We start from the raw sequence: 24,737 nt of genomic DNA on the forward strand, positions 1-24,737 counted from the left end.
CCTACCTCCTCTGCTCCCTGCTGAGGTGCAGTGTGGCCGAGCTCCGCGGGACCCCTCCCCTGTTCACTGCGGCAAGCGGCCCGCGGCCGCCTGCGCCAAGCCGATCGCTCGTGGGCAGTACTGGGGCTCCGCCCCGGGGCCTTTGACCGTCAGCAACATCACGTCGATCGTGACGGCCGATGGCCGGTCCGGTGGCCGGTGGGGCAGCAGGACGGTGCAGGCGTCGGGTTGGGGGTCGATGTGCGCCTCGCGGCCGGGGAAGTCGATCCGGGTGCCCTCGATCGGTGCCGTGCTGGAGTGCTGGTCGTAGCGCAACGCGACCTCGACGTTGTCGGCCGTGCTGAACCACGTGCAACGCCACCCGCCGAAGCCCTGCGCGCCGCCGCCCGCGTCGATCGCGGGGTAGGCGGCGGCCAGCGCGGCGTGGTCCAACAGGGTGCAGGCGTCGATGTGGGCCAGCGAACCCGCGGGCAGAGGAGCATCACGGCGCGGCAGCGGGCCGCGCTCGAGCACCTCGCGCACCGTCTCCCTGGCCGCCTCGGCAATGGGACAGCGCTGCTCGCGGGGTTGGGGCCCCTTCGCCGAGACCAGGATGCCGTGCCGCTCGTCCACGGTCACCGCCCTGGGGCACTCCTCTTCGTCCGGAGGTCCCTCGTCCTCGTACGGACTGCCGACCACGGGGTGCCGCTTGAGCCGCAGCAACTGCACCTCGACGTCCACCGATCCGGCCTTGCCCGCCTCCAGATTGAGGATCACGTCGCAGCGGTTGAAGTTCCCCGACTCGGGATGCAGCCAGGCGGACATCCGGAAGCGCTCGCCCAGCGCCTTCGCGTCGAGCAGGGCGCACGGCGCGACGGTGCGCTCGTCACCGATGAGGTCCGACGCCGGTTCGGATCGCCACAGCACGGGCACCAGCGCCGCGGCCAGCACCACCACCGCGAGCGCGGTCGCGGCGGACACCACGGTGCGGCGGCGACGCCACCAGCGCGGGCGGAGGGCGGCAGGCATGGGGACACCCCGTTGCCCGCCGGTGATGTCCTCGAGCCGCTGCCGCACCTGCTCGGCGGTGGGCCGCTGATCCGGCCGCGCCGACAGCATCTCGCTCAGCAGCGGAGCCAGCGGGCCTGCTCGAGACGGCTGCCGGATCTCGCCCCGGCGGGCCCGATCGAGCAGTTCCACCGGTTCGCCGGTGCCGAAAGGAGCGCTGCCTTCGAGAGCGGCGAACATGGTGGCGCCGAGCGAAAACACATCCGAGGCCTCGTCACCCGGGCGACCGGCCGCCACCTCAGGTGCGGCATAGGCGGGGGTTCCGCTGACGCTGCCGTCGTGGGTCCAGGTGTTCTCCCGCCAAACAGAAATCCCGAAGTCCGTGAGCTTGGCCAGATCCTGGTCGGTGACCAGGACGTTGCCCGGCTTCACGTCCCGGTGCACGATCTTGCGCTCGTGCAGGGCGGCCAGCGCGGCCGCGATCTGCGCCCCCACCTTCGCCACCCAGGCGGGCGGCAGCGGGCCTCGCTTGGCCAGCACCTGGTCCAGGCTGTCCGCGGGCAGGAACTCCATCACCAGCCAGCAGCCGTCGGCTTCCACCGCGTCGAACACCGAGATCGCGTTGGGGTGGTGCACCTGCGCCGCGGTCTCGGCCTCCCGGCGGAACCTGATCCGATCGGCTTCGCTGATCATCACGTGCGGCCGCTTGAGCGCCACCCTGCGCTTGAGCTTCCGGTCGAAGGCTGTCCAGACCATCCCGCCGGACCCGGAACCGCGGGCGTCCTCCAACTCGTAACGCCCCTCGATCACATCCCCCGTGCGCACGCTCCGCAGCTTAGCGATCCCCTTGTGCTACTGAAGCCTTTCCCTGAAATCCCTTGACGGGACCGAATCAGCGGTGCGTCACGGTGAGCCCGTAGACGACGACCTGGCCGAAGTTGCCCGCGTCGCAGGGCGCGGATTTGCCGCAGTTGGCCTGCGTGTACGCACCGGCCTTGAAATAGGCGCCGCTGAAGGTAGCCGGGAGCGTCGCCTTGTACACGCCGTTGTGGAAGGCCTCGATCCGGCCGTCGCGCACCACGAACTTGGCCTGGAAGCGGGTGCCGAGCACGTAGTGGTCATCGATCAGGACGTGGTGCGGGTTGTCCCCGTCGGTGACGTAGAGCTTGCCGGCTTCGAGCCGGAAGACGGTCACATCGTCCTTGCCGTCGTGGATCTGGCCCGCCACCACGTGCGGCTTGTCGTTGGGCAGGTGCGTGATCGCCTGGTCGATGACCATGGTGTGCGTCCCCGAGGTCGGCGACCAGTGGGCGGGTTCGGTGCCGCCGCGCGTCATCTCCTGCAGCTCGGAGCGGGGGTAGCTGCTGTTCGGGGTCGTCACGCCGTTGACGGCACTGCGGAACCGAACGCCCTGGCAGCCCTCGGTGGGCACGAACCACGGGTCCAGCGCGTACCGCTTCAGCCGGGGCTGTTCGACATCCAGCGGCTGGTTGCCGGGCTGTTCCGGGTCGTCGACCGGCAGGGTGATCTTCCAGTTCCTCAGGTCGAGCACCTGTGCGGGCCGGGTGCACCACCCCGCATCGCCGGGGTCTCGGCCGCCGGCGTGCGCAGCGAGGATCAGCCCGATCGAGAGCACGCAGGCGGCAGTACCCGCGGCCAATCTGTTTGCTCGCATCATGTTCCCATCGTGTCGAGGCCGCGTGTCGAAGACGAAAGCTATGTTCCCGTTCGCGGGACCGGTCCCCTCGCGACCCGCCAGCGTGACTTCGGTTGATTCGTGTTCGACTGAAGTGAGGTCCGATGAGACGAACTCTTGGGACGATCCTGGCGGTGATGACCGCGGTGGGCGTCTCGGCCGTGTCCTACCCGGCCGCGTCCGCGGCGGGCGACCCGCTGGACATCGCGGGGGTCTCCGCCAGCGCCGATGACGGCAACGTCCCGGCCAACACCATCGACAACGACCTGAGCACCCGTTGGTCCGCCGAGGGCGACGGGGTGTGGATCCGCTACGACCTCGGCTCGAAGAAGACCGTCGGCTCGGTGTCCATCGCCTGGCACAAGGGCGACACGAGGAAGGACACCGTCGACGTCCAACTCTCCGACGACGGGTCGTCCTGGCGAACCGTGTTGGAGCGCAAGACCAGCAGCGGCACCACCCTGCAGGCGCAGAGCTACGACTTCAACGACGGCACCGCCCGGTATGTGCGCATCGTCGGCCACGGCAACACGGCCAACGGCTGGACCAGCATCACCGAGACCGCGATCAGTGGCGCCGACGACGGAGGCGGCGGCTGTCAGTACCCGGCTGACGTGCTCGACCTGACCAACTGGTACCTCGGCCTGCCCATCGGGCAGCCCGAGAAACCGACCAACATCGAACAGCCGGAACTCGCGAAGTACTCGATCGACCCCTGGTTCACCACGACCCCGGACTGCACGGCGGTTCGGTTCCGCGCCGCCGTCAACGGCGTCACGACCAGCGGCTCCAACTACCCGCGCTCGGAGCTGCGCGAGATGACGAACTCCGGCAAGGACAAGGCGAGCTGGTCGTCGACCTCGGGTACCCACACGATGGTGATCGACCAGGCCATCACCGCGCTGCCCGAAGAGCGGCCGCGCATCGTGGTGGGCCAGATCCACGGCGGCTCCGACGATGTTTCGGTGTTCCGGTTGGAGGGCACCAAGCTCTGGATCACCAACGACGACGCCAAGCACCACCTGGTGACCGAAAACTATGTGCTGGGCACGCCGTTCCAGGCGAAGTTCGTGGTGGCGGACGGCCAGATCAAGGCCTACTACAACGGCGTGCTCCAGACCACCATCTCGAGGAACTTCTCCGGCGCCTACTTCAAAGCGGGCGCCTACACCCAGGCCAACTGCGAGAACTCCTCACCGTGCGCCGAGAGCAACTACGGCGAGGTGAAGATCCACGGGCTGACCGTCACCCACGACGACCAGGCGGCCGACCGGACGCAGACCGCGGTGCGGCACGGCTGGGGTGATCCACTGCCGATCTCCGACGAGTTCGACCACACCGGTCCGGTCGACCCCACGAAGTGGGCGGTGCCCACCGGTGACGTCGGCGGCACCGCCGGGTGCTGGGCAGGCCACGCCGGGAACGGCCGCCGCTGCGCGAAGAACAGCACCGTGGCGGACGGTCTGCTCACCATGCGGGGCGAGGCCAACGGCGACACGGGGTGGCTCAGGCAGAAGCGCGACGCCCAATACGGCAGGTGGGAGATCCGGTCCCGCTCCCGCAACACCGGCACAGACGGCGGGCTCTACCACCCGCTGCACCTAATCTGGCCGACCGAGGGGAACCGGCTGGAGAACGGGGAGTACGACTGGGTCGAGTACTCCAACCCGGACGCGCAGTGCCTCACGGCGTTCCTGCACTATCCGAAAAGCCCGACGGACAAAAAGGAACGCCGCGACCTCTGCCCGCTGGACATGACGCAGTGGCACAACTTCGCCTTCGAGTGGACGGAGCGGGCGCTGGTCGGCTACGTCGACGGTGTCGAGTGGTTCCGGTTGTCCGGTGGCGCGAACGCCGACCGCGGGGACATCCAGTCCATGCCGTCGGGGCACCTCAACATCCAACTCGACAACTTCACCGGCGCGGGCGGCCTGCGTCCCGCCGTGTTCGAGGTCGACTGGGTCCGCGTCTACCGCTAAGACACCACGGTCATCGGTGCGGGCGCTTCCCGCCGAAGTGCCCGCACCGACTCGTGGACCAGGATCAGTTCGGGGTGATCAGCAGGGTGACGGTGCGGTTGCGGGCGGGGTCGCCGTCGGGGTGCGGGACGGCGGTCTGCTCCGCCGTGGTCGCGGTGAACGCCGAGAGCGGCAGCCCGCCGGCGGCCGCGAGGGGGGCCAGGGCCAGCCTTCGCAGTACGTGACCTGGCCGGGTCTGGTCGAGGATGGCGGCGGTCAGGCCGTGCATCCGCGAGAACGGCGCGGGCTACCGCGTGCAGGGGTGCTGACGCGACCTGCGGGATCGCCACAGTGCGCGGCCACGTCCCTACACCCCGTGGTCGACTGCTGGGGTAAGACGTCGGCAGAGCTCAACTAGATTGAGGCGTTGTCCAGGAGGTGCGGGATGTTCCGTCGTTCGAAGCGCCGGCATGCGGACGAGATACGGGCGAAGTTCCTCGCCAACCGGGAGAAAGTGCGGGCCTGGGTGGCCGCTTGGCACTGCCCCGAGATCGACTGGCCCGAGGTTCCCCCGACCCCTTTTCCCGGGATCACAGGTGGCGAGCAGGCCTGGCTCAAGCACGCGCCCGGCATGCCTGAGTACCGGTGGTTGCTGCACGCCACACCGCTGACGGAAGGAGTCACCTCCGTCAGCGGCATATGGTGGTTCGGCCGAGAGCACGAGTTCGACCGGTTGGAGATCCAGACCAGAACCTACGCCGATGCCGCCTACCTGGCCGAGATGTTGACCCTCGGGGTCCACGCCGGGGCGTTGAAGGGGTGGGAGGAAGCAGACGCGCGATCCGTCTACGACTGGTTGTTCGAAGGACTCGACATCCGGCCTATGGACGACGCCGTGCGAGGGAACAGGCGGCAGGGGTTCGTTCTCCTCGAGTTCGTTCGGTTCCCGCACAGCCGCACCGCGATCGACGTTCGCGTGACCGAGCGGCAGACCAGCACCGCCCTCGACGGGACGCCGTTGGACGGCAACGCCAAGCCGATCTCGCGGTGACCGCTCAAGCGCAGTTGTACTCGTTCGTCGATCACCCGAGATGACGTGCCCAAGAACATGTTCGCCTCGAAGTTCGGGGCCGTGCACTGAGGGCGTGCCCCCCGTTGGCCAGTCGGCACCTAATCAGCCAGCGAACCGCAGGCCCGGGAATGTCAGCGATGAAGCGTCATCACTGCCAACGTCCAGAGCGACCTACCCGCGCGGCACCGACACGACGTGGCGCCTACAACTGGCACCTGGTGACGTATCCCGGGTCAGCGCTTGACGCCTCACATCAGCTTCGGGATTTCCGGGCCTATCCGCGGGAATCATCTTGTCAGATAATGGCGTGTTTCTGACAAATCTCGATTCCGGTCCTGCGGGAACAGGTCGCGGGAGGACACCCCTTTCGAGCGTGTTATCTGACAAAGGCAGGGAAGTCGCTCCGAATGGCTTCCCCGCGACATCTCGCCGCCGTCGCCCCCAACCCCGAGTCGGACACCTCGCCGCTGGGGGCGCCCTCTCCAGCACCGCCTCGTTCGTGCACGCCTCGTCCCCCACTTCACCATCGCCTCACGTGGTGCAGGCGCGTGCTGGGCAGTCGGCTTCGCGCTTGTGCCGGGTCGTTGAAGGCACAACCGCCGAGGGCGAGCACACATCCGAGCAACCACGCGGTTCCGATACGCATAAAGCACTTCCGAAATGCTGCCGATCAATCGTTGACGGGCAAGGGCTCGCCCGAGTTCACGGATCGGCAGCAGATTGTCATCGGGGAACGGCAGTCAATACTGAGAAGGGTCCGGCCGGTGTGGGCTCCAGCTGTGTTTACATAGGCGTCCCTGGAGAACCACAAGCATTCTCCTAGTACCAGTACTGATTGTTGCCGCCGGTGCAACTCCAGGTGCCCACCTTGGCGCCGTTGGCGGTCGACCAGCCGAGGGTCTCCAGGCACAGTCCGTAGACGGATTTGAAGCGCCAGGTCTTGTTGCTTGAACTGCCGCTGGAGGTCCAGAGGGTGGTGTATCGGTACTCGGGGTGGTCACAACGAAGCTGCTTCGCCACGGTGCCGGTGCTCTTGCTGTACGCGTACAGACAGAGCCCACTGTGGATGTTGCGCAGTTGGTACGTCGATCCGGAGGTGCGGATGAATTCCCATCGTTGGTTGTTTCCTCCGTGACAGTCCCACTGGCCCGCGTCGGCATCAGACGCCGTGGACCACCCTAGGATTTCCAGGCATTTTTTGCTGTGCCGGTTGATGACCTTGTAGACAGCGTTGGTCCCGGCCGAGTCAACCCGCACGATTTCGCTTCCTCGTACTGAGTCTTGCTTCGTCTGCCCGATTGCGGGGACGGCGGGAGAGAACATCAGTGCGCCGCTGAGGAGGGCAAGTGTCAACGCTCTGATCGCTTTGGTGATCCCTACAGTCGACACTGTCATGATCCACTCACTTCCGAATAGAGGATGAACTGACGGTGGTCATGGTGGTGCAGCCCCGCTGGGACCGGTCCCGTTCCGCGCCCCTTCGTGCCGTGGTGAGGGGTAACAGCTCGCCGAACGGAAAGGACAGGTTCAGTCCGTCGCGGGAGACAAGGTACGTCGACTGCCTCGCCAGAAGCTCAGCCGTGCTAGCTCGGGATGTCGAGGCGCCTTCGGGGCTGGTGCGGGCCGTCGAGTTCGATTCGGGCGGATCCGACTCGGAGCAGAATCTCGCCGAAGCATGTGCCTGTGGGTGTGGCCTCTGCATTCGGGATACCTATGCCGGAGACGGTGAGCAGATCTGCCATCTCCTCCGAGTAGCCGCTTCTCCAGGCAAGTCGTGCCGAGCAGTTCGGCGTACTGACGAGTTGCTCGGTGGACGCGGTAGCGACGCGCTCGTAGTCATCGCGGGTGTAAGGGTGCCTAGGCGAGATGCTGTGTAGCTTGTCCCACGCAACTACTCCGCCGACCGTCAGTGGATCCAGCTGTACACCCGACCATTCTATTACCGACATCGCGGTTCACTTCGAGTGACCGTCGGTTGCGGTGGCGCCGGAGCCGACCACCGCGGAAGCTTCGGCCAGAGCACCTTGCAGCACTGAGTGGGCGTCGGACACGGCTGCCTCATTGTCCGCCAGCCAGCTTCGGATGATGCGATGGACCGCTTCAGAGCGACGTTCGTGCAGCTGGGCGCTGATCCGACACCTGGCATCCGTGACCGCAATTGTCTTCTCGTCATTTACAGCGCTCTGCCGGCCGCCTGCCGGGTAGTACGTCTTGGCCAGAGCGAGGGCATCCGCGGGAGTGGCAACACTGTAGCCCTTCGCCGTCGTGCACTGCGAATAGGAACCATACGCGGCGCGAACGTCCGGATCACCGTCTGCGGAGGAAGCCCGCCGCTGCACCAGTTCGGGAAGGTAGAAGACGATGAGGAAGTCGCGCACCGAGCCATAGAGCCGCTGCCGGGCAGTTCCCCGGCAGCCCGCCGACGGGTTCGGAGATCCAGGCGACCATCCGTTTGACCATGTCGCTGATGCTGGTCCAGCTGTCGGGGTCGCTGAGCAGCACGGCGAAGGAGTTCCGGTCGAGACGGGCGACGGTGGTGCCGGGTATCCCGGAGATCGCGCCGATGATGCGGGGTGCTGTGGTGCGGACCACGGCGTCGCCGACGCTGTGGCCGAGGGTGTGGATGATGTCGGGCAGTTCGTCGAGTCGGATGACGCACAGCCCGACCGGGGTGTCGGCCGACGCTGTGGCCAGGGTGGCGTCGGCGCGGTGGAGAAAGTGACGGCGGTTGGGCAGGTCGGTGAGTTCGTCGAACTGGGTTCGGTGATTGACCTGTTGGTGCCAGAGGTGGAACTGGTTGAGGCTTTCCAGGACCAGGTCCATGGTCCCCGGGATACGTGATCGCCAGCCACGATGTCGATGATCAACGCTTCCGGTCAGGCCAGCCAAATTCGGTGCCTACACACGAGGTACCCGCCGAGGTCAGGGGCCAGCTCGAATTGGTGTTTTGCTGACTCCGACCGCAGTGCGAGCGCACGGGCTCGACGGCAACGCTGAAGCCGAGCCGGCCTTCGCGCAGGGCCACGATCCCGTCAGCGACATGCCGGGAGTAGCGGGGCTCCGCTGTTGTCGACGACCCACTGCTCCTCGCACGCCGTCTCCAGTTGTGGGTGTGTTGGTGGTGGCCGGTCAGAAGGTGATGACCAGGCGCCCTCGGATGCCTCCTGCTTCGAGTGCTTCGTGGAGCGCTTGTATCTGCTCGGCCGGATAGGTTCCGGCCACGCGCAGGGACAGCACCCCGTTGTCGGCCTGGTCCCGCAATGCCTGGAGTTTTGCGGTGTTCTTGTAATAGGTCGTGACGATGGGGGTCACCCAGCGCACACCGCGTTCGGTGGAGCCTGTGTGGAAACGCAGTGAGGCGATGACTCCGCCGTCGCGGACGGCGCCGGTGACCGCGTCGGTGAGCACGGCGGCGTCGACGACGCCGTCTACACCGTCGGGCACGAGGGCACGCACGTGTTCGGCGAAATCCGCTCCGCGGGGTATGACGTGGTCGGCGCCGAATCCTTCGACCAGGTGCCGGTCCTGGTCCGCGGCGTCGGCGATGACGGTGAGCCCGTCGGCCTTGGCCAGTTCGATGGCGTAGCCGCCGACCGCGCCTGCGGAGCCGGTGACCGCGATGGTCGCACCGGGGGGCAGGTCCATCAGGTCCAGGGCGAGTCTGCTGGTCAAGGCGTTCATCAGCAGCGTGGAGGCTTCGGCGAGGCTTGCTTTCCGGGGCGCGAGGACCACCGATTCCTGGTCGACGACGAGGTACTCGGCCTGCGCACCGTTCTGCACCGGCCGGACCACGGCAATGACCTGGGATCCTCGCGCCAGCTCCGGGCGCACGCCCGCACCCACCTCGTCGATCACACCCGCCGCATCGAACCCGATGACGTAGTGCGGCGATGGCGGGAACATCTCGGGCCGCATCCGGGCTGAGGCCCCCGACCGTTGTGAGGCGTCGGTGGGATTCGTGCTGGCGGCGTGCACCTTGATCCGTACCTGGCCGGGTCCGGCGTGTGGTTCCGGGAGATCCAGAACACGCATCGCCTCGGGTCCGCCGAACTCGGTAAAACCAACAGCCTTCACAATCTGGTCCTTTCGACACCCACACCGTGGGCGATGCCTGTTCCGGGGGAAGTTAGAAGGTGAGTACGGGGCGTCCGCGGACGCCGCCTGCGGCGAGGTAGCGGTGTGCCTCGGCTGCTTGGTCGGCGGGGAAGGTTTTGGCGACCCGCAGGCTGAGCACGCCCGATTCGGCTTGGTCGCGCAGCCGGGTGAGCGTCTCGGTGTCGGTGAACCGGTCGCCGACCATGGGGGACGACCAGCGCACACCGCGTTCAGTGCTGCCGCTGTGCCTGTTGACCGAGGCGATGGTTCCGCCATCCCGCACAGCCGGTGCGACGGCGTCGTCGAGCCCTGCCGTGTCGATCACGCCGTCGGCCCCGTCCGGCCGGACTTGGCGCACGCGGTCGGCGAACCCAGGGCCGCGGTCCACGACGTGGTCGGCGCCGAGGCCTGCCACCAGGTCGCGGTCCCGGTCGGCGGCATCGGCGATCACCGTCAATCCATCGGCTCGGGCCAGTTGGACGGCGTAGCCGCCGACGGCGCCGGCCGCGCCGGTGATCGCCACCGTCGCACCGGGCGCGAGGTGCAGCGTGTCCAGGGCCATCCGGGCGGTCAACGCGTTCATCAGCAGGGTGGACGCCGCGATCAAGTCCGCGCCCACCGGGGCGCGCACCACTGATTCCGCCGGGGCCACCACGTACTCGGCCTGGCCCCTTCGGTCTTGCGTGCCGGCAGGACCGCGATCACCTCCGTGCCCACGGCCAACTCCGGCCGCACGCCCTCGCCTACCGCATCCACCACACCAGCCGCGTCCAGCCCCACCACATAGACATCGGAAACCGGAAACAGGTCCGGGAAACGCTTCGGGGCGGCGCCGGACCGGATCTTCAGATCCGCCGGGTTGACATCGGCAGCGACCTTGATCCGCACCTGGCCCGGACCCGGCTGCGGTTGGGGCAACTCCAGGATCCGCATCACCTCGGGTCCGCCGAACTCCGTGAAACCGACCGCTCTCATGGTTCCTCCCGTGCCGCACCGTGGCCCACAGCGAGCCACAACCAATATGACACTCCGAGAGTGACACATAAGGCGGCAAAGTGCTACTCCGTCGGTTACACTTCACGCGGACGGGCAGGAAGGAGGCCGGACATGCCGGATCTGCGGTTTCCCGTGCTTCTCGACGTCATGATGCTGCTCGCAGCCGCCGGTCAGGACAGCCGCCCGGTGCGCAGCTCCTCCGAACTCGCCGAGGCGCTGGACATCAACCCCGTACTCGTCCGGCGCCTCACCGCCCCGCTGATCCACGCCGGTCTGGTCACCTCGACCCACGGCCGCCACGGCGGCCTGCGACTGGCAAAACCACCCGACCGCATCACGCTGCGCGACATCTACCTGGCCGCCGTGGGCGACAAACCGATGTGGGACAACCGGCGAGCCGAGTGCCAGAGCAACCTCAACGCCGGACGCGGCCGCGAGTTCTTCACCCGGATACAAAACCAAGCCGAACAGGCGGTCCTGCAGGTCCTGGACAGCCACACCCTCGCGAGCTGTTGCGAAAACATCCTCGGAACCGCGAACGCACCAGCGGACTCACGCGGGCGCAACAGGAAGTAACCTCCGGGAAAGGTCGTTCTGCCGTACCAGGAGCTGACCGTTGGCAGTGATCTGGTCGTGGGACTTGGGTTCGGCCGTCTGGTTGGCCGGCGCCGGCCCATTGGGGCCGACCGCGGGGCGCTCTGCGGCGTAGAGCCAGGCCTGGAACAGGCTGTCGAGGTCCGTGCCGGCGATCCGTTCGGCGTGTTCGATGAAGTCGGCTGTGGCCGGTGCCCTGTCGAGCTCCTGCTCGACAGCCCAGGTGCGCATGATGTTGAAGAACATGTCGTCGCCGACCGCGGTGCGAAGGGCCTGCAGCGTCAGCGCGCCTCTGGTGTAGACCGGGAATGCCGAGTTGCTGTCCGGGTCGGGGTTGGCAGGTGGCTGCCGCCAGTCCGGATGATCCGCGGGGAACCGATCGTAGTAGTACTGGGCGAGCTCGGCCGCGGTGCCGAGGCCTTCGTGTTCCGACCAGAGGAATTCCGCGTAGGTGGCGAATCCCTCCGACATCCATCGGGTATCGAGGCTGATCGGGTGCACCGCGTTGCCGTACCACTGGTGTGCGTTCTCATGGGCGACCATCGACGCGTTCGCGCCACTCTGAAAATAGCTGCCCGCATAAATCGGCCGGGTTGCTGTCGCGACCACGTTGAAGAACGCCGAGTCCACCACACCGCCCTGCGCGTTGTACGGATACGGGCCGAACCAGTTCGACAGGGACCGGACAATTTCCGGAGTCCGCTCGACCGAAGCGAGAGCCGGAGCGCGGAGATCACCGAGATCGGTGCTGTAGGCGGTGACCACGGGCTGACCCGTCGGACCGGTCGAGGTTCGCAGCTCGTACTGGCCGATCGCGAGCAGCGCCAGCGCGCTGACCTGCGGCGTGTCGCCCCGCCAGTACCATTGGTCACCGCCGGGTACCGGAAGAGCGCCGTGCTGCAGCGTGCCGTTGGCCACGGCCTCGACCCCCCGAGGAACGATGATCGACACGTCGAAGGTCGCTTTGTCCGCCGCGTCGAAGGAACTCGGGTACCACCAAGGAGAACTGACGACAGCCACGGCCCCGGTCGGGGAATGCCGCCATCCCCAGCCGTGCTCACCACTAGGGGGATAGTCGGCCGGGTTGTCACGGTAGCGGACCACGATGAGCAAGTCGGTGCCGTCCGCGATCGGCGTTGTGGGGTTCACTGTGAGCCGGCCGTCTTTGGTGGGAACCCGGCCAGTTCGTTGTTCACCGAGACCGACGAGACCGCGAGCAGGAGATGGAGGTCGAACTGCGACAACTTGCGGGTGGCGGTGGCCAGAATGGTGGCGACACCGGACAAAGTCTCCGGGTCCGATTGATAACGCAGATTGACGGCGTAATGCGTGACGTTGATGCCATCGTCAGTGGTCGATGCGACGGCAGTCGCTGCCGTCGCATCGACCGTCGTACTGAACAGGAGCAAGACGAGCAGCGCCGCCACGCCAGCGCGGGCCCCATGTAGTCTCCGTGTCATCCCTGAACCTTCTGGCAAGTAACTCAAGGGGGTGGTCGACCAAGAAAGCCTTCGACAATCGGTTAAGCGAATAATGTTTGGTTCATGAGGCCGCCGCCTCTTTCGGTCGCTCGACGAGCAGGCCGCCTGGCTTGTTGACTCGAACGTTTTGCCTACGGGCCACGCCACCGCAGGACAGCTTTCCGACCCATCGAGTTCGAACTCATCCGATGTGCCACGAAGATCGGAACCGCAGGTGCACGGTCAATCCGCTTGACACCACGGCGGTTTGATTTCCGCAGTTGTGTGGATCCAATCCTGGTAAGCGGCCACGTCTACGTAAGTGGACAGGTGCTGCTTTGTGTCTGTGTTGGTGATGGCTGAATGAGCCACGCCTGCCAGGCGCCAGCTATCGGAGGTCCTGATCAGGCCGGGCCCGCCTGAATCTCCGTGGCCCGCACCGCGGCTGGGATCGCGCAGGCAAATGGACTGCACACCCGGCCGGTCGCAGGTGCCCACCGGGAGTTCGACCTGTCGCAAGAGGCTCGGGGGTTCACAGCCTTCCTCACCGCAGGTGTAGCCCCATCCCAGCAGCCGCAGTGGCGTGCCGGTGCTGGGTGTCCCAGGCGCGAGCCGGATCGGTCGGGCCGTGACCGGATGGTCCAGCTTGACAAGAGCCAGGTCGACCCCGGAGATCGTGTGCGTGTCAGGATCGAAGCGTGCGTCAGGATGGGGATGGATTTCGGCCGCCGCGGCGAGGGCACCGCCCTGAGTCCGGTCGAGGCTACCGATTCTGACCCGGAACTCAGTGTCGTACACAGTGCAATGGAAGGCAGTCAGAACCCATTGCGGGGCAACGAGAGTTCCTCCGCATACGGGTGTGCCATCATCGGTCTGCAAGGACGCCATCCATGGGACAGGCCTATCGGCCTCCGTGCCGCCCATGATCGCCTGCGCTTGCGCAGGCGCCAGGGTCAGGCCGATCATCACAAGCAGGCTCGTCCCCCATGACAGCGTGCGCGCTCGCATACGACGGCCGGATTGCCGGACCCGGTATTTGCCGGGGTTCGACTGGGTGCCGCGAGTGATCACCGAGACTCCTTTGGGGTGAATATCGGAATGTTTCCCGATCACAAACCGTGAAAGGCCGAGTCGAACTCATCGACCGACATTGATGACGACGACGATGAATCCCTTTGATAGAACCGAGAACAGGATCGCACTTCGGTAATTCACCGTATCGGCCCGCGGTTGTGTCTGGTGTTTGAATCGGACGACGAGCTCATACACGCTTCATACACGCCCTGTGGTATTTGTGTCGGTCGTGCGAGTGCTGGTGGTCGAGGACGAGGAGTACATGGCGCGAGTTCTCGAGATCGGACTGCGGAGAGAGGCGATCTCGGCCGATGTCGTGCACGACGGTACAACCGCATTGGAATGGCTGACCGTCAACGACTACGACGCGGTGGTCCTCGATCGCGACCTGCCGGGGGTGCACGGCGACGAGGTCTGCCGCAGGCTGGTCACGCTCAAACCGGACTGCCGCATCCTCATGCTGACCGCCGCAGGTCGCCTCGGTGACAAGGTCGAGGGGCTCGGTCTGGGCGCCGACGACTACCTGGCCAAGCCTTTCGACTTCCCGGAACTGATCGCCCGGTTGCGCGCGCTGTACCGTCGCAGCCCTCAGGCTTACCCTCCCGTGCTGACCTTCGCAGGCATTACCTTCGACACCCACCGTCGCCGGGTCACCCGCACAGGCCGGGAAGTACGGCTGGCCCCCAAGGAACTCGCCGTCCTGGAACTGCTGATGCGCGCCGACGGTGGTGTCCTGTCCGCCGAGTATCTGCTGGAGAAGGCGTGGGACGACCACGCCGATCCCTTCACCAACGCGGTCCGGCTCGTCATTCACACCCTGCGCAAGAAGCTGGGCGATCCGCAACTCGTCCACACCGCGATCAGTGCCGGGTATTACCTGGGCACTCCGACATGAGCAGGACACTCAGCATCAGGGTCCGTCTGTTCCTGGGCTTCGCCGCCGCACTGGTCACCTCGGGCATGCTGATGGTCGTCATCATCTACGTCGGTATCCGTTTTCTCCCGACCTATGAACTGGGCGCCCCCGCCACCGGCCCGCCGATCGACCCTATGCCGGGCCCCACCGTCGCTTCCCCTGATCTGATCTCACCGGCGCCGTCGGGCCAGGTCGTACCAGGACGGTCTGTCACCATCGCGCTGCGCAGCAAACAGGACGTCTGGGGCATGGTGCTCGCCACCTCGATCGCCGGATTGCTCCTGGTGACCGCGGTCGGACTGGCCGCCGGGTGGATCATCACGCGGCGCTTGCTCGCGCCGCTGCACGCCATCAGCCGGGCCGCCGCCAACGCCGGCGCCGGAGCCCTGCACTACCGCATCAACGCCGCAGGCCCCGCCGATGAGCTCAAGGAACTCGCCGACACCTTCGACGCCATGCTCACCCGCCTCCAGGAGTCGTTCGCCGCCCACCAACGATTCGCCGCCAACGCCTCCCACGAGCTACTGACCCCGTTGGCAACCACCCGCAGCATTCTCCAAGTGGCCATGAACGGCAGTTCCGGCGCGGAACTCGCCGAACTCGCGCCGATGCTCGCCGAGACCAACGAACGCAACATCACCATCGTCACCGCGCTGCTCCGGCTGGCCGCCGCCGAACACGCGGAACCCGATCCCGAACCGGTCGACCTCGCGGCACTCCTCGCCCTCGCCGTCACCGAACGGGCATCCCTGGCAGCGGCCAAGGAAGTCGATCTCAACGTCGCACAGAGCCCGGAATGCCGGGTCAACGGCAACGCGTCACTCCTGCGACAGCTCGTACTCAACCTGCTCGACAACGCCCTCGTCCACAACACGCCCGGTGGGTCGGTACACGCCGCGATCCACCAGAACGACACAGTGGCTTCGGACGGCATGGTGACCTTGAAGATCGAAAACACCGGACCCACCGTCGACCCGAAGGCCACCGACCGCCTCTTCGAACCCTTCTACCGCCCGCAACCACGGATCAGCGGCAACCGCCCCGGACACGGACTGGGGCTGGCGATCGCGCGCTCCATCGTCCTGGCCCATCGCGGCAACGTCACCGCCGACGCCAACATCGGCGGAGGACTCACCATCCGGGTCACCCTTCCACTCGCCCCGCCACACCTGAGCTGAGCGAGGAAGAACGAGAGTTCGTTCTCCTGAACCGGCATCCCTCGGCCAACCACATCACCACGATCGGATCAGTCCGCGTGGCATGTTTCCTGCTTGCCGCGCGGGCACCTGGTTTGATTCAGCATTGGTCCAATCCAGCAGAAGATCTCGCCGTGGCGTGGTACTGACGTACAGGGCGGCCGGAAGGGCGCCGCTTTGCGGCGGCGAGGCTCGTTGTCACTGGCGGTTGGTGGTCAGGTCGGCTTCGAGGGATTCGAGGCTGCGGTTGCGGGTCTCGGGGAATTTGATGAGCAAGCCGAGGATGAGCCCGACGGTCATCACGGCGGCCAAGAGGAGGGTCATGTCGCGCCAACCAAGGGCTGCCAGTAGTGGCGGGAAGGCGAGCACGGCGATGAAGCCGCCTGCCTTGCCGCTGGCTGAGGACAGGCTTTGCGCGGTGCCGCGGACCAGGGTCGGGAACGGCTCCACCGACAGCGGGAAGAGCGCCATCGCCAGCAATTGCAGTGGTAGCGCGGAGATGAGGATCATCGTGAACATCAGGACCGCGTCGCCGCTGCTGATCGCGGCCAGGCCGAAGGTGAGGGCGGTGGGGATGGCCCAGCACCACAGGATGATCCGGCGGCGGCCAATCCGGTCCAGGTAGTAGACCCCGGCCAGCGCGGCGAGGGTGTTCACCACGTTCACCGCGGTGCCCAGCCACAGCGACACGGTCACTCCGGACAGGCCGATCTCCTTGAGGAAAGTCGGCGTGTAGAGGTTGTAGCCCGCCCCGCGGATGGTCACCAGGAACCAGAACAGGCAGGAGAACGCCAGCGCGGCGCGAACGCCGGGTCCCCACAGCGCCTGCCAGGTCCGCACCGGCGCCGCGGGGTTGGTTGCCATCGGCTCGGAGGTAGGGGCGCGGTTGTGGGCACGGGCCCATCGGGTGCTCTCCGGCACCCGCTGCCGCATGATCATCACGATCGCCGCGATGACGATGGCGCTGGCGAGCATCCACCGCCAGGACTGGGCACCCAGCAGCGCGTACAGGCCGACTCCGACCAGGCCGGAGGCCGCGGCACCGCCGAACCAGAAGACCTGCATCATGCCGGTCAGCGTGCCGCGTTTGTTGGCGGGCGCGGCCTCGGCGATCAGGGTGGTGCTCACCGGCAGGTCGGCTCCGATGCCCAGGCCGACAATCGCACGGCCCGCGATGAGCATCAGCGGGGTGACCGCGAGCGCGGAGACCAGCGAGCCGATCACGAACAGGACCAGCACGAAGGCGAACGCGCCTCGGCGGCCGATGCGGTCGGTGACACGTCCGAAGACGAGTGCGCCGACGACCATCCCGGCGAAGGCGATCGCGCCGACCCAACCCACCTCCCCCGCGGTCAGGCCGAGCTCGACCTTGATGAACAGCAACGCTCCGGCGATGATCATCAAGTCGTAGCCGTCGAGGAACGCGCCGAGCAACGCCACCAGGATGGTGTAGTTCGCGCGCGGTTGGTCGGCCGTCGGTGTCGTCACCGCGGGCGCGGACAAGTCAGTCACGAATGGACCTCCGATCGTTCTCCACGTCCTCGAACCACGCGCTCAGCTCCGCTTCCATCCGGGAGACGATGTCGGGATGCAGGGACGACAGGTCGTGCTTCTCGCCAGGGTCGGCGAGCAGGTCGAACAGGAATGAGCGCTCTTGGTCCTCGCCGACGCGCGGTTCGGGCAGTTCCAGGGGCGTCGCCTCGACCAACCGGTCGTAGCGCTCGGGATGGCGTTTGACGTCCTGGTCCAGCCGCAGTTCGGCGGCGGGCAGGCTCATTGCGGCGTCCAGCGCGGGCCGCACCAGCTTCCACCGGCCGTCGCGCATCGCGGCGTTGCAGTGGCCCAGCGGACGCAGCCGGTTCCACTGCCAGAAGCGGGCGGGTTGGGCGGCAGATGCCTGGCCACGCAGGGCGTCGCCGATGTCGATGCCGTCGAGTTTGGCTCCCTCGGGCAGTTCGGCGCCCGCGATCGCGGCCAGGGTGGGGAACCAGTCGGTGAAGTGGACGAACGTGTCCGACTCCGCCCCCGCGGGTAGGCCGTCCGGCCAGCTGAGGATCATCGGTAGCCGGATGCCGCCCTCGCTGACCAGCATCTTGCCGCCCGCGAACCCGCAGTTGTGGCGGACAGTGCAGGACTCCCCCACCCCGTCGAGCTGGGGACCGTTGTCGCTGGAGAACAGCAGCAGCGTGTTGTCGGCGATGCCGAGAGCGGCCAACTCGTCCCGGAGCGCGGCGATACCGCGGTCCATTTGGTGGATCATCGCGTAGATGGTGGCGACGGCGCGGCTGCGGCCGGGCGTGCTGAACTCCTCGATCAGCGCTTCCGGCGCCTGGAACGGGAAATGCGGCGCGGTGTAGCCGACGTGCAGGAAGAAGGGCTCTGCCCGGTGCCTGCGGACGAAGTCGACGGCCTCGGCGGTGATGACGTCGGTCAGGTGCCGCCCGTCCGAGCCGAAGGCGGTTCCGTTGCGTTCCAGCCGCCAGTCCCAGTAGTCCTGCCAGCCGCCGCGGAAACCGGTGAACTCCGCGAAACCCCGCTGGTTCGGGTGGTACCGGGCGTCGAACGCGCCGTTGTGCCACTTGCCGACCAGCCCGGTGCGGTAGCCCGCGGCCGCCAGCGACTCGGCGAGCGTGTGCTCGCGGAGAGCCAGGCGGTCCAGGCCGCGGGCCTCGAGGGTGTCCACGACCCCGGTCCGGTGCGGGTAGCGGCCGGTGAGCAGGGCCGCCCGCGCGGGCGCGCAGACCGGTGATGCCGAGTAGTGCTGAGTCAGCGCGAGGCCTTCGGCGCACAACTGATCCAACGCCGTGGTGCGCGAGGCCCCGCCGTTGAACCGGCCGAAATCGCCGTAACCCATATCGTCGGCGAGTACCAGGACGATGTTCGGTCGGTGCACAGTGGACATGGCGGGAACACTAGGAACCGCGCCTGCCTGATCGCTACCACTGCGCTGCTCTCGTGTGATAGGCCGTGTCTATCGCGTTCGGCACGCGTCAAGCGCAGGTCACGGACCGGCCGCGGCGCAGGCCGAAGGGCTGCTAGCAGTACCGCCACCGCTCCGATCACGGTTCGGTCAAGAGCACGACCAGTGTGCGAGGGCCGTGCACACCTTCGACGCGGGCGAGTTCGATGTCGCTGGTGGCCGACGGCCCGCTGATCCAGGTGGTCGGGCGGGTGGCGTCCAGGCGCGCGAGTGCCTCCGGCACCGTGGCCACGATCTGATCCGCGCGGACGACGCAGAGGTGCAGGTCGGGTATGAGTGTCAGCGCTCGCCTGCCTTGGGCGTGGCCGGTGTCGAGCACGATGGTGCCGGTCTCGGCGATGGCGAGCGCGCACCCGGTGACCACGCCCGTCGCCTCGGCGAGCGTGGCCACGCTCAGCGGCGGGTCGTCCCGCAAGGCCCGCGGCGCCCACGTCAGGGGCACGTCGGCCGGTGTCACCACGGGGCCGTCCAAGCCCAGTCGCGCGACCTGCTCGGCGACGGCGACGCCGATATCGGACTCCGCAGTTCGCACCACGGTGGCGCGGTAGTCGGCCACCCGCTCGGCGAACAGCGTCACCAGGTCGACCGCGTCATGGCCCGGCGCCTCGCTCGCGACCTGATGCGCCACGGGCGGTGCGGGCTCCACTGTGGACAGGGCGGCGCGGACTCTGCTGAGGATGTCGTCGCGGGCGGTCATGAGCTCCTCCCGGTGCGCCGCGCCCAGGTCCGGAACGACTCGGCGGGCGGCGTGGGGATGTCGCGGTCGTTGGTCCACGCGGAGAGCGGGCCAGGCAGCCTGCCGATGCGGCCACGCCGTCCGAGCAGCCGACCGGCCACCGCGGCCAGTCGCTGTGCGGCGGCCAGCAGCCGTGGTGTGCGCAGCGTCCAGCGCGCGAGGGCCATCACCGCGCGCTCCGCGGAAGCCCCCTTGGCCCGCACGGCCTGCGCACGGAGGTGGACCAGGGCCTGCGGGATGTCGATCATCACCGGGCACACCTCGTAGCAGGCGCCGCACAGGGTGGAGGCGAACGGCAGCGTCGGGGAGACGGCATCGGCGGTGATGCCCCGCAGTTGAGGGGTGAGGATGGCCCCGATGGGGCCGGGGTAGACCGATCCATAGGCGTGGCCGCCGGTCCGCTCATAAACCGGGCAGACGTTGAGGCAGGCCGAGCAGCGGATGCAACGCAGCGCTTGGCGGCCGATCTCGTCGGCCAGCGCGTCGGTGCGACCGTTGTCCAGCAGCACCAGGTGGAACTCCCGGGGTCCGTCGCCGGGGGTGATGCCGCGCCAGGTGGATGTGTAGGGGTTCATCCGCTCCCCAGTGGACGATCGCGGCAGCAGTTGCAGCATCACCTCCAGGTCCTGCCAGGTGGGCACGAGCTTTTCGATGCCGACGACGCTGATGAGCACCTCGGGCAGGGTCAGGCACATCCGCCCGTTTCCTTCCGACTCCACCACCACCAGGGTGCCGGAATCGGCGACGGCGAAGTTCGCGCCGGAGATCGCGACCTTGGCGGTGAGGAACTTCCGCCGCAGGTGCACGCGGGCCGCGGCGGCCAGCGCCACGGGGTCGTCGGTCAGATCGGGCGGCACGCTGGGCATCTCGCGGCGGAAGATCTCCAGGATCTCCTTGCGGTTGCGGTGTATCGCGGGCACCAGGATGTGGGAGGGGCGGTCGTGTCCCAGTTGGACGATCAGCTCGGCCAGGTCGGTCTCGTGGGCGGTGATCCCGGCGGCGGCCAGCGCCTCGTTCAGCTCGATCTCCTGGGTGGCCATCGACTTGACCTTGATCACCTCGTCGGCGCCCGCGGCGCGCACCAGTCCGGTGACGATGCGGTTGGCCTCGGCGGCGTCGCGCGCCCAGTGCACGACACCGCCCGCGGCGGTGACGTTGCGCTCCAGCTCGACGAGGTAGCGGTCCAAGTTGGACAGTGTGTGGTCCTTGATCGCCTTGCCCGCCGACCGCAGTCGCTGCCAGTCGGCGCGCTCGGCGACGACGGCGTCCCGTTTGGCGCGGATCGTCGTGGTGGCCATGCGCAGGTTGGCGCGCAGTGTGTCATCGGCCAGCGCCTGGCGGGCCGCGGTGGGAAAGGGCGGCATGCCAAGCCAGGTTCCGCTCATGGCCGCGCCGCCAGGATCTCGGCCAGGTGCATGACGCGGATGTCCTTTCGGCCGCGTGAGATGAGGCCGCCGAGGTGCAGCAGGCAGGAGTTGTCGGCCGCGGTGAGCACCTCGGCGCCGGTGTCCAGCACGTTGGCGACCTTGTCGACGCCGATGGCCACGGAGACATCGGGATTCTTCATGGCGAAGGTGCCGCCGAACCCGCAGCACTCCGCGGCACCGGGCAGGTCGACCAGCTCGATGCCGCGCACCGCGCGCAGCAGTCGCAGGGGCCGGTCGCCCAAGCCCAGCATTCGCAGCCCGTGACAGGTGGGGTGGTAGGTGACCCGGTGCGGGAAGTAGGCGCCGACATCGGTCACCCGCGCGACGTCGGTCAGGAACTCGGTGAACTCATACACCCTGGGCACCAGCTCCGCGACCGCCGTGGCCAGCCCGCGGTCACCGGAGATCTCGGCGGCGCGGGCGTGGTACTCGCGGACCATGCTCACGCAGGACGCCGAGGGCGCCACCACGGCGTCGGCGTCGGCGAAGACCTCGGTGAAGGCTCTCACCAGCGGCACGCTGTCCCGCTGGTAGCCGGTGTTGAAATGCAGCTGCCCACAGCAGCTCTGCGCGGCGGGAAACTCCACCTGATGCCCGAGGCGCTCCAGCACGGCGACCACGGCCCGCCCGGTCGAGGCGAACATGACGTCGTTGACGCAGGTGATGAACAGGGCGACCCTCATCGGCGCTTCTCCACGGTTATCCTCTCCAAACATCGGATCTTTGAGAGGGGCTGGCGTGCCTGTCACCGACGAGGCCATCCAGAAGATCAAGGCGATGATCGTCGGCGGCGAGCTCGGGCCCGGTTCGAAGCTGCCTCGTGAAGCCGACCTCGCACAGCGGCTGGGGCTGTCCCGGAGTTCGCTGCGGGAGGCCGTCAAGGCGCTGTCGATGATCAGGGTGCTGGATGTGCGCCAGGGCGATGGTACCTACGTCACCAGTCTGGCGCCGGATTTGCTGCTCGACGCCGTTGGCTTCGTGGTGGACTTCCATCAGGACGACACGGTGTTGCACTTCCTGGAGGTCCGCGGTGTCCTGGAACCCGCGGCGACCGCGCTGGCGGCCACCAGGATGTCCGAGGAGCAGGTCGCCGAGCTGCGCGACATCCTGGACGAGGTCGGTGAGGCGCCGAGTGTGGAGGCGCTGGTGGCCAACGACCTGAAGTTCCACGGCCACATCGCCGCGAGCTCGGGCAACGCCGTGCTGTGCTCGCTGATCGAAGGCCTGTCCGGGCCCACCACCAGGGCCAGGGTGTGGCGGGGTCTGACGCAGGAGGGTGCGGTGTGGCGCACCAGGGAACAGCACGAGGCGATCTACGAGGCCATCGCCTCCCGCCAACCCGCTCTCGCCCATGCCTGCGCGACGGTGCACATCGCCGGGCTCGAACGGTGGCTGCGCAGCACCCTCGGCCCGCGCGGCTCGGTGCTGCCCTCGGGCGCGGGTGATCACGGGTCGAGCCGGTAGACGCGGCGGGCGGTGCCGCCCAGCACGGCGGCGCGTTCGGCAGCGGTGCAGCCCTGGAGGAGTTGGGCGGTCAACGCGCGCACGACGTGGTAGCCCCCGGCCAGCTCGCACACCGGCCAGTCGGAGCCGAACATCACCCGGTCCGCGCCGAAGCAGGACAGCACGTGCTCGGCATAGGGGCGCAGCGACTCGGTCGTCCAGTTCCGCCACGGCGCCTCGGTGACCAGGCCGGACAGCTTGCACACCACGTTGGGGCAGGCCCCGAGATCCCGCAACCAGGACGCCCACGGCCGCCACTCCCCCGCCCCGATCGCCGGTTTGCCCGCGTGGTCCAACACGAACGTCACCTCCGGCAGCCTGCGCGCACAAGCCAGCGCCGCCTGCCGCTGCGGGGCACGCACCAGCAGGTCGTAGGGCAGACCGCGGGCGGCGAGCCCGTGCAGGGAGCGGAGCACGTCGGCGCGCAGCAGCCACTCGGGGTCGGGCTCCCGCTCGACCTGATGCCGCACGCCGACCAGCAGGCGGTCCTCGTCGGCGGTGGGCTCGGCCGCGGTCAGATCGGCCCAGCCGACCACGCCCGCGATCAGCCCGCCGGAGCCCCGCGCGGTCGCCAGGAACTGTCGCGTCTCCTCCAGTGTGGACACCGTCTGCACCAGCACGGTGCGCACCTCGGGTCCGACCAGCGCCGCGAGATCCCGCGTCGTGTAGGCGCGGCGGATCGGGTCGAACGCCGCGCCGGTCATCCACGGGTACTCACGGGCGGCCGGGTCCCACAGGTGGTGGTGTGCGTCGATGATCATGAGCGGATCAGCCCGGCTTCGGTGAGATCGCTCCACAGCGAATCCGGGACCGGCGCGTGGTACAGGGCCGCGTTGCGCGCCGACTGGGCTGTGTCCTGGCAGCCCACGACGACGGAGGCGACCGCGGGATGCCGGGCGGCGAAGGCGATGGCGGCCTGGGGCAGGCTCACCCCGTGTCGGCGACAGTGCTCGGCGATCCGCACCGCGGCGTTCCGGATCGTGTCCGGGGCCTGGACGTAGTCGTAGGTCGAGCCGGGTTCCTCGGTGGCCAGCAGTCCGCTGTTGAACACCCCGGCGGCGAGCACCGCGACGCCGCGTCGCAGGCAGGTCGGGAACAGCGCATCGGCGGCGGACTGGTCGAGCAGGGTGTAGCGGCCCGCCACCATCACCACGTCCACCTCGGTCTCGGCGACCAGCGCGGCGGGCAGCCGCCACTGGTTCATGCCGACGCCGATGGCTCCGACCACGCCCTGGGCCCGCAGTTCGTGCAGCGCGGGGTAGGCCTCCCCGACGGCGGTCTCCCAGTGGTCGTCGGGGTCGTGCAGCAACACGATGTCGATCCGGTCGACGCCCAGGCGGGCCAGGCTGTCGTCCAGGCAGCGACGCACACCGTCGGCGCTGAAGTCCCAGCGCCGCACGTGGTCCGCGGGCACGTCGAAGCCTTCGGGGTCGCGACCCGCCGGGTTCACCGCGGGCTCCAACAGCCTGCCGACCTTGGTCGACAGGACGTACTCCCGGCGCGGGCGGTCGGCCAGTATCGCGCCCAGCCTGCGTTCGGAGAGACCGAGGCCGTAGTGCGGAGCGGTGTCGAAATACCGCACGCCTGCCTCCCAGGCGGCGTCGACCGCGCCGCGGGCCTGCTCGTCGCTGACGGCGCGGTACAGGTTGCCGATGCCCGCGCCGCCGAGGCCGAGGCCGGTGACGGTCACCTCGGAGCGGCCGAGGCGGACGGTTTTCACGGCAGCTCCCACACCAGGGGAATGCGTTCGCTCGCACCGGAGGCGTCGTTGGTCACCTCGAGTAGCTCGCCCATCCGCGCCTGCCACTCCGCGTTGACCGGACTGCCGGCGAGCTTTCGGCACATCAGCGGATAGTCCTCGACCTCCACCTCGTGGAACAACTCGAGGCCGCTGCGCCAGATCCGCCATCGGCGCACGCCCGCTTCCCGCAGGGCGGTCTCGAGTTCGGCCGGAATCACCGCGTGCGCCCGTTCGTAGTCGTCTTCTCGCCCCGGTTTGAGTCGGGTGTGCAGCGCGATCCGTTCCATGGTCGGGGCTTGCCCTTTC

General features: G+C 67.9%; 26 protein-coding genes. 6 read left to right on the top strand and 20 right to left on the bottom strand.

Going from position 1 to position 24,737, the window contains the following annotated elements; translation table 11 throughout:
* Positions 1-63: 63 nt before the first annotated feature.
* Together ACU6XJ_RS25440 and ACU6XJ_RS25445 are read right to left on the bottom strand one after the other, a co-directional pair.
* The gene (locus ACU6XJ_RS25440) at positions 64-1,812 is read right to left on the bottom strand and encodes a serine/threonine-protein kinase (RefSeq protein ID WP_476316753.1); all 1,749 of its coding nucleotides are present in this window, start codon (positions 1,810-1,812) and stop codon (positions 64-66) included.
* Positions 1,813-1,879: 67 nt separating this feature from the next.
* Positions 1,880-2,665, bottom strand: a complete 786-nt coding sequence (locus ACU6XJ_RS25445; protein ID WP_476316755.1) for a polysaccharide lyase family 7 protein — start codon at positions 2,663-2,665, stop codon at positions 1,880-1,882.
* A gap of 122 nt (positions 2,666-2,787) precedes the next feature.
* Here ACU6XJ_RS25445 and ACU6XJ_RS25450 point away from each other — a divergent pair, with 122 nt between their 5' ends.
* Positions 2,788-4,662 carry a polysaccharide lyase family 7 protein gene (locus ACU6XJ_RS25450; protein ID WP_476316758.1) on the top strand — a complete coding sequence of 625 codons (1,875 nt, stop codon included), beginning with the start codon at positions 2,788-2,790 and terminating at the stop codon, positions 4,660-4,662.
* A 64-nt stretch (positions 4,663-4,726) separates the two neighbouring features.
* Here ACU6XJ_RS25450 and ACU6XJ_RS25455 read toward each other — a convergent pair whose 3' ends face one another.
* Positions 4,727-4,930 carry a hypothetical protein gene (locus tag ACU6XJ_RS25455; RefSeq protein WP_476316761.1) on the bottom strand — a complete coding sequence of 68 codons (204 nt, stop codon included), beginning with the start codon at positions 4,928-4,930 and terminating at the stop codon, positions 4,727-4,729.
* A gap of 156 nt (positions 4,931-5,086) precedes the next feature.
* Between ACU6XJ_RS25455 and ACU6XJ_RS25460 the strand changes: the two genes are divergently transcribed.
* Positions 5,087-5,692: a hypothetical protein gene (locus tag ACU6XJ_RS25460; protein ID WP_476316763.1), complete on the top strand. Its 606-nt coding sequence runs from the start codon at positions 5,087-5,089 to the stop codon at positions 5,690-5,692.
* Positions 5,693-6,532: 840 nt separating this feature from the next.
* Here the strand turns inward: ACU6XJ_RS25460 and ACU6XJ_RS25465 are convergent.
* The 6 genes from ACU6XJ_RS25465 to ACU6XJ_RS25490 form a co-directional block, all read right to left on the bottom strand.
* Positions 6,533-7,108, bottom strand: coding sequence for an RICIN domain-containing protein (locus tag ACU6XJ_RS25465; protein ID WP_476316766.1), 576 nt, complete (start codon positions 7,106-7,108; stop codon positions 6,533-6,535).
* A 560-nt stretch (positions 7,109-7,668) separates the two neighbouring features.
* Entirely contained in the window at positions 7,669-8,091 is a 423-nt protein-coding gene (locus ACU6XJ_RS25470; protein ID WP_476316768.1) for a hypothetical protein, read from the bottom strand.
* On the bottom strand, positions 8,021-8,536 hold the full coding sequence (locus ACU6XJ_RS25475) for a diguanylate cyclase domain-containing protein (protein WP_476316771.1): 516 nt from the start codon (positions 8,534-8,536) through the stop codon (positions 8,021-8,023). Before ACU6XJ_RS25475 ends, ACU6XJ_RS25470 begins: the two co-directional genes overlap by 71 nt.
* A 306-nt stretch (positions 8,537-8,842) precedes the next feature.
* Positions 8,843-9,745, bottom strand: a complete 903-nt coding sequence (locus ACU6XJ_RS25480; RefSeq protein WP_476316774.1) for an NADP-dependent oxidoreductase — start codon at positions 9,743-9,745, stop codon at positions 8,843-8,845.
* A 94-nt stretch (positions 9,746-9,839) separates the two neighbouring features.
* Entirely contained in the window at positions 9,840-10,427 is a 588-nt protein-coding gene (locus ACU6XJ_RS25485) for a zinc-binding dehydrogenase (RefSeq protein ID WP_476316777.1), read from the bottom strand.
* Positions 10,412-10,783, bottom strand: a complete 372-nt coding sequence (locus ACU6XJ_RS25490) for an alcohol dehydrogenase catalytic domain-containing protein (protein WP_476316780.1) — start codon at positions 10,781-10,783, stop codon at positions 10,412-10,414. The genes ACU6XJ_RS25485 and ACU6XJ_RS25490 overlap by 16 nt, the downstream gene beginning before the upstream one ends.
* Positions 10,784-10,915: 132 nt before the next feature.
* Here ACU6XJ_RS25490 and ACU6XJ_RS25495 point away from each other — a divergent pair, with 132 nt between their 5' ends.
* Positions 10,916-11,380, top strand: a complete 465-nt coding sequence (locus tag ACU6XJ_RS25495) for an RrF2 family transcriptional regulator (protein WP_476316783.1) — start codon at positions 10,916-10,918, stop codon at positions 11,378-11,380.
* Here the strand turns inward: ACU6XJ_RS25495 and ACU6XJ_RS25500 are convergent.
* From ACU6XJ_RS25500 to ACU6XJ_RS25510, 3 genes are all read right to left on the bottom strand, one after another.
* Positions 11,357-12,547 (bottom strand): M1 family aminopeptidase, encoded by a 1,191-nt coding sequence (locus ACU6XJ_RS25500; protein ID WP_476316786.1) that lies wholly within the window; start codon positions 12,545-12,547, stop codon positions 11,357-11,359. The genes ACU6XJ_RS25495 and ACU6XJ_RS25500 overlap by 24 nt on opposite strands.
* A complete protein-coding gene (locus tag ACU6XJ_RS25505; RefSeq protein WP_476316789.1) occupies positions 12,544-12,825 on the bottom strand; it encodes a hypothetical protein in 282 nt (93 codons plus the stop codon). The genes ACU6XJ_RS25500 and ACU6XJ_RS25505 overlap by 4 nt, the downstream gene beginning before the upstream one ends.
* Positions 12,826-13,101: 276 nt before the next feature.
* Positions 13,102-13,929, bottom strand: coding sequence for a S1 family peptidase (locus ACU6XJ_RS25510; RefSeq protein WP_476316791.1), 828 nt, complete (start codon positions 13,927-13,929; stop codon positions 13,102-13,104).
* Positions 13,930-14,161: 232 nt separating this feature from the next.
* Between ACU6XJ_RS25510 and ACU6XJ_RS25515 the strand changes: the two genes are divergently transcribed.
* Positions 14,162-14,827 (top strand): response regulator transcription factor, encoded by a 666-nt coding sequence (locus ACU6XJ_RS25515; protein WP_476318629.1) that lies wholly within the window; start codon positions 14,162-14,164, stop codon positions 14,825-14,827.
* A complete protein-coding gene (locus ACU6XJ_RS25520; RefSeq protein ID WP_476316794.1) occupies positions 14,824-16,026 on the top strand; it encodes a sensor histidine kinase in 1,203 nt (400 codons plus the stop codon). The genes ACU6XJ_RS25515 and ACU6XJ_RS25520 overlap by 4 nt, the downstream gene beginning before the upstream one ends.
* Positions 16,027-16,242: 216 nt before the next feature.
* On the opposite strand, the gene ACU6XJ_RS25525 is transcribed toward ACU6XJ_RS25520, so the two are convergent.
* The 5 genes from ACU6XJ_RS25525 to ACU6XJ_RS25545 all read right to left on the bottom strand — a co-directional run bounded on the left by ACU6XJ_RS25525 (position 16,243) and on the right by ACU6XJ_RS25545 (position 21,870).
* A complete protein-coding gene (locus tag ACU6XJ_RS25525; protein ID WP_476316797.1) occupies positions 16,243-17,556 on the bottom strand; it encodes an MFS transporter in 1,314 nt (437 codons plus the stop codon).
* Positions 17,549-18,946 carry a sulfatase-like hydrolase/transferase gene (locus ACU6XJ_RS25530; protein ID WP_476316800.1) on the bottom strand — a complete coding sequence of 466 codons (1,398 nt, stop codon included), beginning with the start codon at positions 18,944-18,946 and terminating at the stop codon, positions 17,549-17,551. The genes ACU6XJ_RS25525 and ACU6XJ_RS25530 overlap by 8 nt, the downstream gene beginning before the upstream one ends.
* Positions 18,947-19,103: 157 nt before the next feature.
* Positions 19,104-19,721, bottom strand: coding sequence for a LutC/YkgG family protein (locus tag ACU6XJ_RS25535; protein WP_476316803.1), 618 nt, complete (start codon positions 19,719-19,721; stop codon positions 19,104-19,106).
* Positions 19,718-21,145, bottom strand: a complete 1,428-nt coding sequence (locus ACU6XJ_RS25540) for a lactate utilization protein B (protein ID WP_476316806.1) — start codon at positions 21,143-21,145, stop codon at positions 19,718-19,720. The genes ACU6XJ_RS25535 and ACU6XJ_RS25540 overlap by 4 nt, the downstream gene beginning before the upstream one ends.
* The gene (locus ACU6XJ_RS25545) at positions 21,142-21,870 is read right to left on the bottom strand and encodes a (Fe-S)-binding protein (RefSeq protein WP_476316809.1); all 729 of its coding nucleotides are present in this window, start codon (positions 21,868-21,870) and stop codon (positions 21,142-21,144) included. The genes ACU6XJ_RS25540 and ACU6XJ_RS25545 overlap by 4 nt, the downstream gene beginning before the upstream one ends.
* Positions 21,871-21,925: 55 nt before the next feature.
* Here ACU6XJ_RS25545 and ACU6XJ_RS25550 point away from each other — a divergent pair, with 55 nt between their 5' ends.
* Positions 21,926-22,651: a FadR/GntR family transcriptional regulator gene (locus ACU6XJ_RS25550; RefSeq protein WP_476316812.1), complete on the top strand. Its 726-nt coding sequence runs from the start codon at positions 21,926-21,928 to the stop codon at positions 22,649-22,651.
* On the opposite strand, the gene ACU6XJ_RS25555 is transcribed toward ACU6XJ_RS25550, so the two are convergent.
* Genes ACU6XJ_RS25555 through ACU6XJ_RS25565 form a run of 3 tightly spaced genes read right to left on the bottom strand, consistent with a single transcriptional unit; the run spans position 22,633 to position 24,718 of the window.
* Positions 22,633-23,448, bottom strand: coding sequence for an amidohydrolase family protein (locus ACU6XJ_RS25555; protein ID WP_476318631.1), 816 nt, complete (start codon positions 23,446-23,448; stop codon positions 22,633-22,635). The two genes, ACU6XJ_RS25550 and ACU6XJ_RS25555, sit on opposite strands and share 19 nt — an antisense overlap.
* Entirely contained in the window at positions 23,448-24,410 is a 963-nt protein-coding gene (locus ACU6XJ_RS25560; protein ID WP_476316815.1) for an aldo/keto reductase, read from the bottom strand. Before ACU6XJ_RS25560 ends, ACU6XJ_RS25555 begins: the two co-directional genes overlap by 1 nt.
* Positions 24,407-24,718 (bottom strand): L-rhamnose mutarotase, encoded by a 312-nt coding sequence (locus ACU6XJ_RS25565; protein ID WP_476316818.1) that lies wholly within the window; start codon positions 24,716-24,718, stop codon positions 24,407-24,409. The genes ACU6XJ_RS25560 and ACU6XJ_RS25565 overlap by 4 nt, the downstream gene beginning before the upstream one ends.
* Positions 24,719-24,737 lie beyond the last annotated feature (19 nt).

The sequence above is a fragment of the Actinorectispora metalli genome (assembly GCF_056323685.1).